This is a genomic window from Bacillus cereus group sp. BceL291 (genome assembly GCF_051776705.1).
GTDB classification, from domain to species: domain Bacteria; phylum Bacillota; class Bacilli; order Bacillales; family Bacillaceae_G; genus Bacillus_A; species Bacillus_A cereus.
This window is the reverse complement of sequence record NZ_JBPWAP010000087.1, coordinates 1-16183: the sequence shown is the minus strand read 5'-3', so window position 1 is coordinate 16183 and position 16183 is coordinate 1. Positions and strand designations below refer to the sequence as shown.

Genomic DNA, 16183 nt, shown 5'->3' with positions numbered 1-16183 from the left:
CGTAATCTCTGGCATATCTGTTACTTCTCGCCACATTTCTAACCATTCTTCTTGCTTAATATAAAGCTCTTTACGTTTAAAATAATTTTTATCAACACAAAGCAATACATGAAAATGAGGATTATATGTATCATAATTCGGGTTATGATCGTCTACTTTCAATCCACGAGAATCATAATATGCTTTTCTCTTTTTGTTGTTATACATTTCTTCAGTGATGAATCGTTCTTTATCATAAGTCATTTCTAGCTTTCTGATATAACCTTTGATTGAACGTTGAATATTACGTCTATCAAATAACTTTTTAAAAGCTTTATTAAATCTATCAATCTCACTTTTCACCATATCAGCTTTAATATTTGGAGTCGTCAACGTTAAAAAAAGAAACTCTTTCTTTTCCTCAATCTTAATTGCTTCCATCATCGTTGCGATTTTCACCGCGTCCTTCCCTGCTTTCCTCCAAGCACAGATCGGACAAAACCGATTTTTACAATCATTCCCCTTTACTCGTTTCTTTTTCTTTTTATCCTTTGTAGCCAAAAATTCATTAAAGATACTACACGATTTAAACAATTCTTTCCCGCTCTCACTCATTTTCTTTTTTATAAATTCGTAAATCTTCATATTCTGTTTCTTTTTAGGTTGTAATTTACCAGTGATTTCATCTTGATTTTTCTTTGCCATATTTGATATATTAGTCCTATCTGAAAAACATCAGAATTTCTAATTTCTGAATTTCATATTCGATATAAAAAAGGGTGTACGAATCCTTTTTTTGGACTTGCTCCTCTCGTGGTATTTATGATTTTTAATTCGACACTAAAAATGATAAATCTATCCGCCTAGAAAAGCAAGTCTTTTTTTTTGCAAACCCTTGATACATAAGGGCTAAAAGCGTACATAGGCATCGATTTCGTTGCCGAAATAGTTACCTATGTATTAAAGAAAGAAGAAAACCGTATTTTTCGTGTCCGAAAAATCATAAAAAAATGCCCTTCAATCCACTTCGTGGACAAGGGCATTTTTTTCTTTCAAACACAAAAAATCTTCTATCTCCCAAACGCTTCATTTTCACTTCTAAACGTTTTTAAGAGACTTATAATATTTTCCCCTTAAGGAATACATGACGATAGCGTAACAAAGAAATAGACTCGTTAATTAGTATCCTTTCTTTCATGGGTTTCCCCGTAAATTTTAAAGTGTATTTTTTGCTCATTTTTTTAAAACACTTTTTTTACACAAACAAAAAACCTCAAAACCCTTGATGTACCTGTATTTTCGACAGATTTAAACCCTTTATTTTTGGGGTCACACAACCCGTATTACATAGGGGGGTTGTGACGTCATCATTCATAGCGCATCTATAATTCAAAGGCAATTTTATTTTTTCACCTGTTCAAAGTGGTTTTCTAGAAAAGGTGAAAAATTTTCACCCTTTACCTGCTAATTAGAATAACAGGTAACTTTCTTTCACCAAGAAATAAACAATAAAAAAACAGACATGGTTATCTCCCCACATCTGTTCGTCTTCTCGTAAATCCACCTAAAAACGGAATTAAGTGCCCTGGAATCACATTTTCAATCTCTTTGAAATAAAAATACTCTTTTTGTTTTTCATTATCGATGACACACCAAAAACCTTTATCATCAATATCTTCCAATGTAGCATGATAATACAACTCGTCTTCCACGTCATACACATATAAATAGCGAACAATAATTGTTACGTAGTCACCTTTAACAAACTTGAATTCACCTTCATCATGGCTATATTGTATTTTCATTATGCTTCCACTCCTTTTTTACAAACAAAACGTATCAAGCACATTGTCTTTTTCCTCTTTGTTGATACCAATGTATTTGAGCGTTATTTTAGGTGCGCTATGATTCAAAATTTCTTGCAACATAGCAACATCTTTTGTTTGTTTATAGAACCAATAGCCGAAAGTCTTTCTCATAGTATGAGTACCGATAGATTCCACGCCGGCGAAATCTCCCGCCTTTTGCAACTGTCGGTACACTTGGATTTTACTTATAGGCTTGTCTCCTTTGCGAGAAGGAAAAAGCCATTTACTTTCCAGTCCTGCTGCATACAAATAAACTTCATCAAAAATAGATGTAATGTTCACTATTCGTTCCTTCTTCGTTTTGCCTTCCCTAATTTTCAATTCTTTTCTACTTTTCTTCTTCAGTTTCAAAATCATAGATGTTTCTAAATTCAATAAGTCACTCACACGAAGACCTGTATTGATTCCAATCATGAATAAAATATAATCACGATCAGTACAATGACGTTTGAGAGCCCATTTCATATCTTGCAATTGCTCCTTGCTTCGAATCGGTTGTACATCAATCAAATGCTCTTTTTTACTCATTAATTCATACCCTCTTTATTTACGGTGTTTTGAATGTATACTTTTTGTCGTATGTGTTGAGAGTATCAGTGATTTCGATGTGAAGTCAATGATTTCGTATGTTTGAATGTAAACTAATGTGTAAAAGTTTACATTCAACATTTAACGCAAAAGAGACACGTACAAATACAACTAACGGCCACTAGCGAAGCCATAGCGATTCGCTATGCCCTTCCAAACGAATTCACCTTGTCTTCCCCCTCTTTCATCAACGACAAGTAGCGAGGACGTTATACAAGGCTCTACAATCCTCCCTAAAATCATATTCCCACTTAACAACAATCTGCGAGGACATTCTACAAGGCTCTCCAATCTTCCCTAAAAAAGATTTTCCCCCTTGTTTTTCGGTGTGAGCGCTGACTGGGGGGTGTGGGGGGCTTAGACCCCCTATTGCGTATCTATTAACGATTGTAGGCAATTCTAGAGCGTCATAGCGGGCGGTTTGGCTGGTACAATTGCTAGTCAAAGTCGAGTGCTAGAATTCCCAGTTTTTCGTATGCTCGGCTTGACGACAAGTTCATACCTGCCAAATTCCATTATGCAATAGCAAAAGAGTGGAGATTTTTTGAGTGCTTTTCTCAAAAAATACTACTCGACTATTGCATAGTGGAAAGCCATAGATAGAGAGGAAGTTCACCTCTCTATCTATGACCACAACATAGATAGAGAAGGAGACACATGAAAAAACGTTGGTATATAAGGGTTTTTAAAGAGTCTATGTGTCATAGGGTGAAACATCTATGTGTCACAAGCTATGACACATAGATTGCAATACATGATATCAATTATGACTTGCAATGTTTCAATAAATGACATACAATGTGTCATAGATGATACATAGATAGGTCATACGGTGACACATACATAACAAAAATAGGAGGAATGAAAAAATGAGCGAAGTAACAATGTCTAGTGAAGATTTGCAAAAAATGATGGATTTAACAGGTCTGAAGGTAACCGACGTAATGAAATTAATACAAATAAAAAATGACGAGGAAAAAGAACAAAGAGAGAGGGAAGAGCAACAGAAAAACACAGACTTTGTCCAGTTATATCGTGAAACAATGCCCGCAATGAGAAAACTCATGGTAGATAATGCTTTTGCGAGTAGTGTGTTGTTTTTCATTTTGGAACATATGGACAACCGCAACAGTCTAGTATGCTCACATGTTGTTCTTATGGAGTATTTCGGTAAATCTCGTTCAACAATCCATAGAGCCATTTCAGTACTTAAAGAAGAGGGATTCTTAGCGGTTTTCAAGATAGGTAACTCAAATATGTATACAGTCAATCCTGACCTCGCTTGGACTGATAAACGCTCCAATAAAAAATTTAGTAAATACGATGGCAAAATATTAGTTAGTCAAAAAGAGAATTTAGACTATTATCATAGTAAAGCCTATGATAAATTCAAAAAGTTGCGTGAAAGCCCTCAGGATTGATTTTAAGGGCTTTTTTTTCGTTTTAAATACAAAACCATTACCCTTTACAAAAACCTCTCTACAACCATTTAAGAACCGTTAAAATAAATCGTTTTCTCTCATAAAAAAGTTAAAATAATATTACTTTGTGCGTTTGTAAAAGTACATAAATTTATTTACGAACGTTTAAAAATAGGTTTTTACACTTTTACGGACGTATTTTGATACAAACTAGGGGTCACTCAATAGCAACAGAACATATATTTTTAATAAAATTATGTTCCGCTGCGCTTCACGTCTAAAGGGTATTTACGAACAATTACAGAACAACCAAACAACACGCCATAGCCTTTGCCTAAATCTAAACGCCATATAAAAACATCCATCCCCCAACCCCCTTCTCCAAGGGGTCCCTTTCATGGTATTCGCCCCCAAACGCAAGGTTTGGAGGAAAGCAAGAGGGTCTTTGTATAGATGCCCTATCAACTCCTTAATGCTCACTACGTTCCGCTTACCGTTGACAGGCACTATATGTATTCCTCCACCGTTCATAAGCTGACATCCATATATTAAAAAGTCTCTTTTTATATTCACCACGACAACATAATGTCTCCGCTGCCATGCAAAACATCCTCGCCAACATTCGCTATTTTTTCCACACCGCCCACGATCCATGGGGATTTTCTTGTAGTGGAATGACCACTTCCTCTACAAACATAATTATTTTTTGTTTTACGGGAAGAGCTTCAACTATTCTCTACTTTTCAAACATCATCCAATCTATTGATACAATCACATTCTTTATGAGAACCACTGTCGGAACAGCCATAGAATAAAACTACAGCTATTTCTATATTCATTCCTAGACCCATTCCAATAAAAAAGAACATAAGGAAACCGAATCCCACTTTGTACAAAAAGTGGTGAAATAGACTGTGCCTATTGGGTTTCTCATGCTCTGATTTAGGGGTATGCGTCCTGTATACGTTTAAAAACGTTTGGTATGTGCTTTATATACACCGTGGCAATAAAAAAAGAGCTCCACATATAGGAACTCTTTTTTCAATACTCATTAATTCCACCAATTTACTGCACTACTATGATTACAAATAAGATTCAATAAAATCACAAAGTATGTCAGTACCTCTCATCTCACAAGATTTTGGTAGCACCTAGCAAGATTATAATTTCATTTACCATATTCAATCCATATTCATGCAATAACAAATAGAAACCGAAAAGACAGCTATAAAAGTTTGCCGAAACTTTAAATACACATATAGCTCTATAAAACACTATATTTTAATATAACTCATTATCGATTAGCAAAAAACAGGTCAAAACTTTGAATTTTGTTAATTATGTTCCGCTCCGCTACACGTCTAAAGGGATTCTTAGATGTCAACCTTCCAATACCCTTTAGACCTTAAACGGAGTGAAAGTATTTTGTAACCCCTTGTAACCCGGTTGTAACCCAGTTGTAACCGCTAATAAACCTTGATATATAAGCATTTATAGAGTTTGTAACCTTTTATAAAAAATATAGCACTTATATAAATAATATTTTTTATAAGATGATTTTTATTTATATAGGTGTGTTTTTTAAAAAATAGGGTTACATGGGTTACACCCTTGGTATTACTGAGTTTATAGGGGTTACAATTGGGTTACAAAGGGTTACAAATCTTCTTTTATATGAATTGTTTAATTGTATCAATATCAATAACAATCATTTTCTTTACTCCTCCAAAAAAAATATGCTTTCATCATACACAAGCTATCTAAAGATAAAATAGCCCCTAAATTATTTTGTCTCACTATCATCTCGAATATATTCAATTAAATCCAATAACTCAACATCCAACTTCTCACAGATCGTTATCAATGTCTCTAATTTTAAAGAAGACACATTCTCATTGTGCCACAACTTATTGATAGAATTACGACTTACTCCCGTTATTCTCACCAAATCCGAAATATTATCTATATTCTTTTTCGCCATAATCATACGAATATTACTTACTACCTTCATTTTTCATACTCCTTTTTTATTCAATGTACATACCATTTTACTTATAAGGATACTTTTATACAAATAAAACATAAATTAAATGATACGAAGGTTAATTTTAACTAATATACAATTAATACTAACTTTATATACTATAAAAATTTATTTATATAGATATTTTATTTGTTTTTATTGAAATTTTAACTTCTTGGAGTTAAAATTGTATATATAATTTTAAATTTAATCTATAAATATATATTTTTAACTCTAAAAACCTAAGAGGAGGTTATCATTTTGGCATTCCTAACAAATTGTAAAGCACAAGGTAGAAGATATTTTTACATAGAAAAATACGTTGGAGGAAAACCAATCGATTGTAGACAAAGTGAACGTGTTTACTCAATCGGAAACGAAAGAATTGCATTAGAAAGACTTAGCCTATGGGTTCTAGATAACAGTTTCATTCCAGAAGAAGTAATAGATCTTGGAATAACAATTAACGATATAGAGAACTGGAGAGAAAAAGTAGAAAATCTCATAAAGAGATACGCTCTATAAATAAAATTAATGAAAAAAAGACTGATATTTTTGTCAGTCTTTTTTCTTTAACTATTTATATTTTTTCATCACAAAAGGGTTAAGTATTTTAAAGATATAAATATATCTATAAAAAAAATCTGCGTCGAATCTTAACTTTCCATTTACTTACAAGAACAAACAGAATCCAAGAGTAAAAAGGATTAAGGATATACAGAAATCACGAAATAAAAAAATTACGAAAACAACAAATTCAAACAGAATCTAAACATCTTTTTTTTCATCACACAACTCGTTTAAAACGATGCAACTTTTTAACGATATGAAATATCTATGGATTAAATATGCGAGCAATTTTTTTGAAGTTCAGTGAGTCCAAATGGTCCAGTAGAAACTACATTATTTTGTAGTACAAAATTACGGAGAAAACAGAAAACAAAAATTTCAAATTTAACAAAATCCAAAACCAAATCCCGAAATTAAAATCCTAAATTCAGGATTTTTCAAAACTTTATTTTCAAAAACAAACCATCAAAAAACGTGCGGTATTTTATCGATATAGATATATCTAAAAAAATTCATGCGCACACTATAGGTTTTTAACTCGTACAGTAGTAAAACGAAATCATCAGAACAAAATATATCTCAAAATAAACTTTAAAAATAAATTTACAAATTCACGGAATTTAAATTTAAGAAAAAATCTTTTTTGTTAGTTCTCTGTTAGATCATAAAAAACTCTTAAATGCTACTTAGTGCACCCAAAAGTGAACTTAATAAAAAAAGGGAACTGACTTGATACAACAGTCAATTCCCTTTTTAAAAGTTTCTAGCATTCTATTTTTTTTATAAAACAATTAGATCAATACAATTCTTTATAACAAGTCTCACACACCTGCATATGACCATCTTCCATGTTCCCCACAATCTTTGTCTTTTTCGATTGCTTTTTAAAACAATAAAAACATAATTTTCTATTTACACCTTTATGATCAATTTTTTCATATTCATGAAACTTTTTACAACCAAGACAATAATAATATAAATCTTTTGCTAATTTCATACATTACGCCTCCACATCTACTTCATCAATTAAATGACCGTTATACTCTTGCTTCTCACTCTCTGATAACTCTTGATACTCTTGTTCAAATTTCATTAAATCCTTATTCCACATTGCTATTAATCTATAATAATACTCATTCTTGTCTTTACTCTTATACTTGTCCAATTCGCCATCTTCGTATTTTTTCGCATAATCTTTCAACAATCCACCATACACAATTAATTGACGACCTTTTAATGCTAAATAGAACACGTCAAACACATCTTGACTAACCGACATTTCATAGTCTTTCGCTGAATACTTCGCAACCTCCGCAACTGCATTTCCTTCTCGTATTAACTCTACTTTTTGAATATGTACTTGCGTAATCTCTGGCATATCTGTTACTTCTCGCCACATTTCTAACCATTCTTCTTGCTTAATATAAAGCTCTTTACGTTTAAAATAATTTTTATCAACACAAAGCAATACATGGAAATGAGGATTATATGTATCATAATTCGGGTTATGATCGTCTACTTTCAAGCCACGAGAATCATAATATGCTTTTCTCTTTTTATTATTGTTATACATTTCTTCAGTGATAAATCGTTCTTTATCATACGTCATTTCTAGCTTTCTAATATACCCCTTAATAGAACGTTGAATATTACGTCTCTTAAATAATTTATTAAAAGCTTTATTGAATCTATCAATTTCACTTTTTACCATATCAGCTTTAATATTTGGAGTCGTCAACGTTAAAAAAAGAAACTCTTTCTTTTCCTCAATCTTGATTGCTTCCATCATCGTTGCGATTTTCACCGCGTCCTTTCCTGCTTTTCTCCAAGCACAGATCGGGCAAAAACGATTTTTACAATCATTCCCCTTTACTCGTTTCTTTTTCTGTTTATCTTTTGTAGCCACAAATTCATTAAAAGTACTACATGATTTAAACAATTCTCTACCACTCTCACTCATTTTTTCCTCTATAAATCCATAAATCTTTATATTTTGTTTCTTTTTAGGTTGTAATTTACCAGTGATTTCATCTTGATTTTTCTTTGTCATATTTGATATATTAGTCCTATATTAATTGCATAAAAAAGGGTATACGAATCCCTTTTTCGGACTTGCTCCTTTCTTGAATAGATTTTGATTTTTTGCTAGTCACTTAAAACATTAAATCTATCCGCCTAGAAAAGCAAGTCTTTTTTTTTGCAAAACCTTGGTACACAAGGGATAAAACAATACATAGGCATCGATTTCCGTGCGGAAATAGTTACCTATGTATTAAAGAAAGAAGAAAACCGTATTTTTCGTGTCCGAAAAACCATAAAAAAATGCCCTTCAATCCACTTCGTGGACAAGGGCATTTTTTCTTTTAAAAACAAAAATTATTCCTATCTCTCAGCCTCTTCATTTTCACTTCTAAGCGTTTTTAAACAACTTTAAAACCCGTTGCAAGTTCTTGCTCATCTATTTCAGATTTCAATGCGACTATTTCGCCTTTCAACTTCTCAATAGTCAATTCTACTTGTTTTTCTTGCCGTTTTAATTTTCTCTCATCAGTCAAACGACCATCTTCATCAGTTTCAGCTATCAATTCTTCTACATCAGCTAAACTTTCAAACAAACCTTGATATTCCACATCAGAAAGTGATGGTTCACCATTTTTCCGCGCTAACCTTTCTTGCTCAATTTGATCTTGCAATCTAAATCTATGAAAAGTTAACTTCGGACGATCAACAGATGCAACTTTCAATTCTCCTGCCAACTCAATGTAACCACAATCAACAGATTCACTTTTTAAAACTTCTTCATAACCAAAATTCCTCGAACGATTCGCCTGTAACGAATACGGCATATTTGAACTCGCCACCATCCGTATAAACTCTTCTTTTTTAATGCCTTCCTTAAAATCTGCAACAATACTTAATTTATCAATCGTTACATCTAGCAAACTTGATTTCAGTACGTTATGCATAACAAATCCTTAACCCCCAAAACAGATATTTTTGTGCGCTTGTCCGAGATGTTTTTTTAAGAAGTGTGAGAAATTCTCAACCTTTACCTGCTTATTAGAATAACAGGTAACTCCCTTTACACTTTCTTTATCTAAATAAAACAAATTCAAGCAAGGCTCTACAATCTTCCCTATCTTTTGCACTGAAATATAAATTTGTTTACATATTTTTAAAAATGAGTATAATTGTATTAACGGTTAATACGTTCTAACTGTTATAACATTCTAACTAAACGTCATAATAATACAGAGAGACTAAACACAACAAACAAAAGAAAAAACTAAGAAGACCGAAAAAACCAAAAGCAAACAAACAAAACAAACATAAAATCACACTATATAATTCGAAAAACTCAATACAAACACAAAGTGGCAATTAGACTACGACAAAAAATAGTGTGGCAAATTCCAAGGAGGAAGTCCAAATGACAGCAAACACTCGCCACATGGAAACACAAAAAATCGAACGTAAAGTTACTAAAATCGGCAATTCTTTAGGTTTAACATTACCGCAAGAATTTTACACTACTCTAAATATCAAACAAGGTGACGTTGTAAGTTTAGAAATTAACGAAGAAAACGAACAAATCGTTATAAAAAAATCCAAAAAAATTTCTATGCCAGAGGATCTCAATCCTAAGTTCTTGGAATCGTTAAACAGAACCATCAATAAATTTGACGGTGCATTTAAAGATTTGGTAAACAGATAATTATCCTTCAGGCGTGGAGGAAAGTAGGAAAACCGAAATGACAATTTATATAACAGAAACTCAAGCTATTTTTATCAATGAAACACTTATCGACATGTATTCACCTAATGAACAAAGAGGTGTTAAAGATACAGGGTTATTACAATCAGCAATATACCGTCCACAACAAACAGTAGCACAAGAGGATGCATATCCGACTATCTTCCACAAAGCCACTGCATTATTTGAATCATTGGCTAAAAACCACGCATTCTATAATGCAAACAAAAGAACGGCATTAGCTTGCCTAGAAATGTTTCTGTTATACAATGAGTATGAATTAAAAATGTCCGAACAAGAAGCTTCAGATTTCACTGTTAACGTAGTAGAACAGAGATTATCTTTTGAAGAAATCTTAAAAGTTATAAAAGAAAACTCATCAAAATTACCTTTAAATTAAAAAAAGACGTGGGATTTAACCACGTCTTTTTTATTAAACAAACTATCTTCAAGGATGTTATACAAGGCTCTACAATCCTCGCTATATTATGCAAAACAAGTTCCCGCTAACGCTACACGTCTAAAGAGAGAAGAGACTCACACAGAGCCTCCTAACATGCCATTATTCTTTATCATCCATAGATATTAACGCAATACCTTCACTCATATCACGCAATCGTTCACTTATAGCACTCAAACCTTCACCAAGCCCCATAATTTGTTCATTCATTTCCTTGATAAGTTCCCCAATACCTGCTAACTGCTCATCCTTACGATCATAATCGTCAATTTTCATAGTCAATTCTAAAATCCTACATGTCTCTTCAATCGTTAAATTATTTTTCTTAGCCAATTCCTTTACAGTACCTATGAACTTAACTCCATAACCATGAAAATAATCCATCCTTGGTTGTTGATTAAATAATGTCCCCACACTATCTCTCCAATCCCTGGTCCCGATTTTTCTGTTGGCTTCTTCTCACTTGTTTTAATCTCTTTTGTTGTTCTTCATGCTCTTGTTTGTGATTCAAGAACTTTTGAGCACCCCTTACTTCATCATCACCAGCAAAATGTCGTTTTAAAAACTTGCGATTCATCTTGTCCAGTATACTCCCCTTAACATAACCAATCATCCCTGCGAGTTCAGGAAGCTTCTCCTTATACATCTCTTTCACTCGCTCCAACGTTTTCTTAAGAAAATCATTTGCTTCCTTCAACCCTCGATTCTCTCTTTTCAAGTCTGTTACTTGCCTTTCTAAAAAACGTTGTCCCTTATATAAATCATCTTTTTCACGTTCAATCTTAATCTTTTCATTTTTAAGGCGTCTATTTTCGCTTCTAAGAACTTCAGAAGACTTAGCTAATACTTTTATACTCTCGAAGTCTTCTGAATCAATCTCGACCGTTTTAGAGCGTATAAACCCGCCTTTTTCTTTGACTGGAATCTCATCTACACTTTTCGCTTGATTTAAAGAAAATTTTAAATCATAAAGACGACTATCTATTTCTTTCTTTTCCTGCTCTAATTTCTCTATTTCTTGTTGCAAAGTTACCGCTTTAAACCGCTGCGTCGATAAATGTTTCCTATCGCTAGAAACACCCCTCTCTATATCAAATCCCTTTTCTTTCACATGTTCGTAGATTTTATCCTGTAGATCATGAAGTTCTGATTTGTTTTTAAAAAATGAATACGCTGATAATTTTTGTTTTTCATTAACTGGAACCATACCCACATGCATATGAGGTGTTTTTTCATCGACATGTACAGAAGCATACACAAAGTTCTCTTCTCCATATCTTGCTTTCAAAAAACAAACAGACTCTTCAAAGAATCGTCTCTGTTCCACTGGAGATAAAAAATTCATATAATCAGGACTAGCCGAAATCATGAACGAACAACAAACAACAGCATCTTTGCGAATCGCACGATTAGATACAACACCATTATCAATTCGATTTTGAATTATTTTCTTATAATCCACTTTTCTTTTGTCATGAATAAGATCATAATTCTGTTCCGTTCGTTCTTGAATAATATCTGAATTTGAATGACTTTCTTTTTCACGTTGATTATGTATTTGTAATCCTTTCACATCTGTCATCTTGAATTTTTGCATATGACAAACCATGAATTTTGACATGGGCATCGCTCCTTTTTCGGTCATAGTTCCATGTAAACTGTAGCACACTACAGTTTACTGCGTAAACACGTGTGCCCTACGGGACATTTCGGCGACCGCCGAGCCATGACAGGCATGACAAAAGAATCATGGGCTTTGCCCAAACCCACAAGGGAAACTCTTCCCCTTGACCCCTTTTCATCGAACTCCCCAACCCCTCAACCCTTGAGGGACTCCCTCGCCGGTAGGCATCCCAAAAACATGGTTTTGGGAAAACAAGAGGGTCTTGGTCAAAGTTACCTATCAACTCCTTAATGCTCCATCATTTCGCTATCGCTTCATTCCGTCCGCTTACCGTTGACAGGTACTGTATGTATTCCTCCACCGTTCAAAAGCTAACATCCATATATTAAAAAGTCTCTTTTTATATTCACCATGACAACATAATGTCTCCGCTGCCTTGCAAAATATCCTCGCCAACACTCGCCATTTTTTTCACACCTCCCACGATCCAGGGGAATTTTTTTGTAGTGGAATGACTACTTCCTCTACAAACATAATTATTTTTTTGTTTTACAGGAAGAGCTTCAACCATTCTCTACTTTTCAAACATCATCCAATCTATTGATACAATCACATTCTTTATGAGAATCACTGTCGGAACAGCCATAGAATAGAACTACAGCTATTTCTATATTCATTCCTAGACCCATTCCAATAAAAAAGAGCATAAGGAAATCCGATCCCACTTCTAGTTCAAAGTGGTGAAATAGGCTGTGCCTACTGAATTTCTAAAGCTCTCTAACTGGGATTCAAAAAACACCCTTGTAGGTCGTTTTGAGTCCTTTTAACATCTATTTGTAGGTCTCTTTGAGACCTTTGTAGTACGTTTTGTGGACGTTTTAAAAGTAATTAGTAACAAATAAAAAAAGAGCCCCATAAATAGGGACTCTTTTTTCAATACTCATCAATTCCACCATTTCACTTTACTGCATTACGATGATTGCACATAAGATTCAACAAAATCACGAAGTATCTGCCTACCTCTCATCTTCCAAGATGCGTCAACACCTAGCAAGCCTATAATTTCATTGACCGTATTCATGTGATAACAAACAGAAAAAGACAGTCATAAAAGTTTGCCGAAATTTAAAATACGCATATAACCCTACCAAAAACCATATGCGAATATAACCTGTTTTCCACTAGCAAATATTAATACCGATTTCATCATACACAAGCTATCTAAAGATAGAATAGCCCCTAAATTATTTTGTCTCACTATCATCTGGAATATATTCAATTAAATCCGATAGTTTAACATTTAACTTTTCACAGATCGGTAGCAATGTATCTATTCTTAAAGACGACACATTATCATTACGCCACAACTTATTGATAGAGTTACGACTTACCCCTGTCATCCTAACCAACTCTGCAACATTATCTATATTCTTTACCGCCATAATCACACGGAAGTTATTTACTACTTTCATTTTTTATACTCCTTTTTCTCATGAAATATACATACTTTTTTTCTTATAAAGGCACTTTTGTGCAAATAATAGTTGTTTTTTAACCTTTTAAACACAACTTTAGCACTTTATAAAACATTTTTAAACCTGTATGGAATAAAAAATCACATTATGCATTATTTCATACTTCATTCAAACGAAAATCAATTTCTATACATATAAGGTTATTTATTGCGTTCATTTAAACTAATTTAAAACCTATTTAAATAAAAATGTTCAAAATATGCATTATTTCATACTTTATTTGTTGAAAAATTAACCTAATAAAGTTAATATTAATCAATGTGATATATAATTTTAATAATTGGAGGTCATTATTTTGGCGTATGTAATATCAAAAAAAGTAAAAGGAAACATTTACTTTTATGTAGCTCAATACGTTGGAACACAACCATATTACTCAAAGCAATACAAATATAAATGCATTTACGCAATCGGCAATCAAAAAATAGCTTTAGAAAGAATCGCAATGTGGCTATTAGATAACAACCGTATACCAAAAGAACTACTAGAAATCGGAGTATCCATAAACGATGTGAAATATTGGTATGAAAAAGTTGAAAAAACATTACAGAACTACTCTTTAACTAACCATAAAAATACCTGAAAGGAGCATTAACATGGCATTTCTAACAAATTACAAAGCAAACGGAAAAAGATACTTTTATGTAGAAAAATATGTTGGTAAAAAACCATATACCTGCAAACAAAGTGAACGTATTTATTCGATTGGAAACGAAAGAATCACATTAGAAAGGCTCACTTTATGGATTTTAGATAACAGTTTCATTCCAAGCGAATTAATAAAGATTGGAATATCAATTGACGATATAGAAAACTGGAGAGAAAAAGTAGAAAATACCATAAAAAGATACTCTCTATAACTAAAAACAAGAAAAAAAGACTGATATTTTTGTCAGTCTTTTTTCTTTAACTATTTATATTTTTTCATCACAAAAGGGTTAGGTGTTTTAATAATATATTTATATATTTAATAAAAGTTATGCGTGACTTTTTGAATTTTTCATTTGCGAACCAAAGCAAACAGACTTTAAGAGTAAAAAGGATTAAAAATATACAGGAATCACGAAATAAAAAATTCACGGAAATAACAAATTCAAATATAATCCAAACATCTTTTTTTCATCACACGATCTATAATAACTCATTTAAAACGGTGCAACTTTTTAAAGATACAAAGTATCTATAGATTGAATATGCGAGCAAAGTTTTTTCGTTTTCAGTTCGTCATGGAGGTACTATATAAACTCCGTAATTTTGGAGTACAGAATTACAGAGAAAACGGAAAACAAAAATTTCAAAAATCGAAAAATCGAGATTTCAAATTTAATAAATTTCAACATCAAATCTCATATCAAAAGTCCAAAATCAACCTCAAAAAAAATTTAGAATTTCCCAAAACTTATTTTCAAAAAAATATTAAAAAACGTGCGGTATTTTATCGATATAGATATATCTAAAAAAATTCATGCGCACACCTTAGGTTTTTACCTCGTACAGTAGTAAAACGAAATCATCAGAACAAAATATATCTCGAAATAAACTTTAAAAATAAACTCACAAATTCACGAAATTTAAATTTAAGAAAAAATCTTTCTTGTTAGTTCTCAGTTAGATCATAAAAAAACTTTTGAATGCTACTTACTGCACTCAAAAGATTTTCTTTCAATACAAAAAAAGAGAAAACCAAACTTAATATTAAGCCTGGTTCTCTCTTTGTCATTCAAATATCATCAACCGCACCACATTTTTCACATTTAACCCAGCATTTATATGAGTAATATACATCTTCACCATCTTTGACCTTACTTTTTGAAATTCGATAAATTTTCATTTCTTCGTTATAACATTCCCAACAGGTATGTTTAACAATATCGCCTTTTTTATACAAAACTATTCAACCTCCATTTCATCAATCAAATGACCGTTATATTCTTGTTTCTCACTTTCCGTTAACTCTTGATATTCTTGTTCAAATTTCATTAAATCCTTATTCCACATTGCGATTAATCTATAATAATACTCATTTTTATCTGTACTCTTATACTTGTCCAATTCGCCATCTTCGTATTTTTTAGCGTAATCTTTTAGCAATCCACCATACACAATTAATTGTCGACCTTTTAAAGCTAAATAAAACACGTCGAACACATCTTGACTCACTGACATTTCATAATCTTTTGCCGAATACTTCGCAACCTCTGCAACTGCATTTCCTTCTCGTATTAACTCTACTTTTTGAATATGTACTTGCGTAATCTCTGGCATATCTGTTACTTCTCGCCACATTTCTAACCATTCTTCTTGCTTAATATAAAGCTCTTTACGTTTAAAATAATTTTTATCAACACAAAGCAATACATG

At 32.5% G+C, this 16183-nt stretch carries 18 protein-coding genes; 6 read left to right on the top strand and 12 right to left on the bottom strand.

Annotation, left to right across the window (positions count from 1 at the left end; genetic code table 11):
* From ACS2CR_RS29645 to ACS2CR_RS29635, 3 genes are all read right to left on the bottom strand, one after another.
* On the bottom strand, positions 1–684 hold a 684-nt coding region (locus tag ACS2CR_RS29645; RefSeq protein WP_438906122.1), incomplete at its 3' end, for a protein rep.
* An 821-nt stretch (positions 685–1505) separates the two neighbouring features.
* The gene (locus ACS2CR_RS29640) at positions 1506–1784 is read right to left on the bottom strand and encodes a hypothetical protein (protein ID WP_060852810.1); all 279 of its coding nucleotides are present in this window, start codon (positions 1782–1784) and stop codon (positions 1506–1508) included.
* 18 nt (positions 1785–1802) lie between these two features.
* On the bottom strand, positions 1803–2375 hold the full coding sequence (locus ACS2CR_RS29635; RefSeq protein WP_060852811.1) for a tyrosine-type recombinase/integrase: 573 nt from the start codon (positions 2373–2375) through the stop codon (positions 1803–1805).
* A gap of 929 nt (positions 2376–3304) precedes the next feature.
* On the opposite strand from ACS2CR_RS29635, the gene ACS2CR_RS29630 reads away from it, so the two are divergent.
* Complete coding sequence (locus ACS2CR_RS29630; protein ID WP_103629845.1) at positions 3305–3856, top strand: helix-turn-helix domain-containing protein; 552 nt, start codon at positions 3305–3307, stop codon at positions 3854–3856.
* 1783 nt (positions 3857–5639) lie between these two features.
* On the opposite strand, the gene ACS2CR_RS29625 is transcribed toward ACS2CR_RS29630, so the two are convergent.
* Positions 5640–5867 carry a helix-turn-helix domain-containing protein gene (locus ACS2CR_RS29625; RefSeq protein ID WP_024928006.1) on the bottom strand — a complete coding sequence of 76 codons (228 nt, stop codon included), beginning with the start codon at positions 5865–5867 and terminating at the stop codon, positions 5640–5642.
* 273 nt (positions 5868–6140) lie between these two features.
* Here ACS2CR_RS29625 and ACS2CR_RS29620 point away from each other — a divergent pair, with 273 nt between their 5' ends.
* The gene (locus ACS2CR_RS29620; RefSeq protein WP_024928005.1) at positions 6141–6404 is read left to right on the top strand and encodes a hypothetical protein; all 264 of its coding nucleotides are present in this window, start codon (positions 6141–6143) and stop codon (positions 6402–6404) included.
* A gap of 841 nt (positions 6405–7245) precedes the next feature.
* Here ACS2CR_RS29620 and ACS2CR_RS29615 read toward each other — a convergent pair.
* The 3 genes from ACS2CR_RS29615 to ACS2CR_RS29605 form a co-directional block, all read right to left on the bottom strand.
* A complete protein-coding gene (locus ACS2CR_RS29615; RefSeq protein ID WP_060852813.1) occupies positions 7246–7446 on the bottom strand; it encodes a hypothetical protein in 201 nt (66 codons plus the stop codon).
* A gap of 3 nt (positions 7447–7449) precedes the next feature.
* Complete coding sequence (locus ACS2CR_RS29610; protein WP_438906121.1) at positions 7450–8499, bottom strand: protein rep; 1050 nt, start codon at positions 8497–8499, stop codon at positions 7450–7452.
* A 370-nt stretch (positions 8500–8869) separates the two neighbouring features.
* Entirely contained in the window at positions 8870–9415 is a 546-nt protein-coding gene (locus tag ACS2CR_RS29605; protein ID WP_033698496.1) for a hypothetical protein, read from the bottom strand.
* Positions 9416–9879: 464 nt separating this feature from the next.
* On the opposite strand from ACS2CR_RS29605, the gene ACS2CR_RS29600 reads away from it, so the two are divergent.
* Positions 9880–10164: an AbrB/MazE/SpoVT family DNA-binding domain-containing protein gene (locus tag ACS2CR_RS29600; RefSeq protein ID WP_000126403.1), complete on the top strand. Its 285-nt coding sequence runs from the start codon at positions 9880–9882 to the stop codon at positions 10162–10164.
* Between the two features lie 37 nt (positions 10165–10201).
* On the top strand, positions 10202–10603 hold the full coding sequence (locus tag ACS2CR_RS29595; protein WP_000158318.1) for a type II toxin-antitoxin system death-on-curing family toxin: 402 nt from the start codon (positions 10202–10204) through the stop codon (positions 10601–10603).
* Positions 10604–10765: 162 nt separating this feature from the next.
* Here the strand turns inward: ACS2CR_RS29595 and ACS2CR_RS29590 are convergent, their stop codons facing one another.
* The 3 genes from ACS2CR_RS29590 to ACS2CR_RS29580 form a co-directional block, all read right to left on the bottom strand.
* Entirely contained in the window at positions 10766–11047 is a 282-nt protein-coding gene (locus ACS2CR_RS29590) for a hypothetical protein (protein WP_002026684.1), read from the bottom strand.
* 31 nt (positions 11048–11078) lie between these two features.
* A complete protein-coding gene (mobV, locus tag ACS2CR_RS29585; RefSeq protein WP_000033080.1) occupies positions 11079–12284 on the bottom strand; it encodes a MobV family relaxase in 1206 nt (401 codons plus the stop codon).
* A 1247-nt stretch (positions 12285–13531) separates the two neighbouring features.
* Positions 13532–13759 (bottom strand): helix-turn-helix domain-containing protein, encoded by a 228-nt coding sequence (locus ACS2CR_RS29580; protein WP_000869766.1) that lies wholly within the window; start codon positions 13757–13759, stop codon positions 13532–13534.
* Positions 13760–14117: 358 nt separating this feature from the next.
* On the opposite strand from ACS2CR_RS29580, the gene ACS2CR_RS29575 reads away from it, so the two are divergent.
* Complete coding sequence (locus ACS2CR_RS29575) at positions 14118–14405, top strand: hypothetical protein (protein ID WP_000332102.1); 288 nt, start codon at positions 14118–14120, stop codon at positions 14403–14405.
* 13 nt (positions 14406–14418) lie between these two features.
* Entirely contained in the window at positions 14419–14682 is a 264-nt protein-coding gene (locus ACS2CR_RS29570; RefSeq protein ID WP_000874968.1) for a hypothetical protein, read from the top strand.
* 860 nt (positions 14683–15542) lie between these two features.
* Here the strand turns inward: ACS2CR_RS29570 and ACS2CR_RS29565 are convergent.
* Both ACS2CR_RS29565 and ACS2CR_RS29560 read right to left on the bottom strand, forming a co-directional pair.
* A complete protein-coding gene (locus tag ACS2CR_RS29565; protein ID WP_000276945.1) occupies positions 15543–15710 on the bottom strand; it encodes a hypothetical protein in 168 nt (55 codons plus the stop codon).
* A 2-nt stretch (positions 15711–15712) separates the two neighbouring features.
* The coding region (locus tag ACS2CR_RS29560) for a protein rep (RefSeq protein ID WP_438906120.1) at positions 15713–16183 on the bottom strand (471 nt) is incomplete at its 5' end.

Bases quoted from the DNA above. Each gene is read 5' to 3' on its own strand.
- ACS2CR_RS29640 (WP_060852810.1), bottom strand. From the start codon at position 1,784: ATGAAAATACAATATAGCCATGATGAAGGTGAATTCAAGTTTGTTAAA.
- ACS2CR_RS29635 (WP_060852811.1), bottom strand. From the start codon at position 2,375: ATGAGTAAAAAAGAGCATTTGATTGATGTACAACCGATTCGAAGCAAG.
- ACS2CR_RS29630 (WP_103629845.1), top strand. From the start codon at position 3,305: ATGAGCGAAGTAACAATGTCTAGTGAAGATTTGCAAAAAATGATGGAT.
- ACS2CR_RS29625 (WP_024928006.1), bottom strand. From the start codon at position 5,867: ATGAAGGTAGTAAGTAATATTCGTATGATTATGGCGAAAAAGAATATA.
- ACS2CR_RS29615 (WP_060852813.1), bottom strand. From the start codon at position 7,446: ATGAAATTAGCAAAAGATTTATATTATTATTGTCTTGGTTGTAAAAAG.
- ACS2CR_RS29610 (WP_438906121.1), bottom strand. From the start codon at position 8,499: ATGACAAAGAAAAATCAAGATGAAATCACTGGTAAATTACAACCTAAA.
- ACS2CR_RS29605 (WP_033698496.1), bottom strand. From the start codon at position 9,415: ATGCATAACGTACTGAAATCAAGTTTGCTAGATGTAACGATTGATAAA.
- ACS2CR_RS29600 (WP_000126403.1), top strand. From the start codon at position 9,880: ATGACAGCAAACACTCGCCACATGGAAACACAAAAAATCGAACGTAAA.
- ACS2CR_RS29595 (WP_000158318.1), top strand. From the start codon at position 10,202: ATGACAATTTATATAACAGAAACTCAAGCTATTTTTATCAATGAAACA.
- ACS2CR_RS29590 (WP_002026684.1), bottom strand. From the start codon at position 11,047: ATGGATTATTTTCATGGTTATGGAGTTAAGTTCATAGGTACTGTAAAG.
- mobV (WP_000033080.1), bottom strand. From the start codon at position 12,284: ATGTCAAAATTCATGGTTTGTCATATGCAAAAATTCAAGATGACAGAT.
- ACS2CR_RS29580 (WP_000869766.1), bottom strand. From the start codon at position 13,759: ATGAAAGTAGTAAATAACTTCCGTGTGATTATGGCGGTAAAGAATATA.
- ACS2CR_RS29570 (WP_000874968.1), top strand. From the start codon at position 14,419: ATGGCATTTCTAACAAATTACAAAGCAAACGGAAAAAGATACTTTTAT.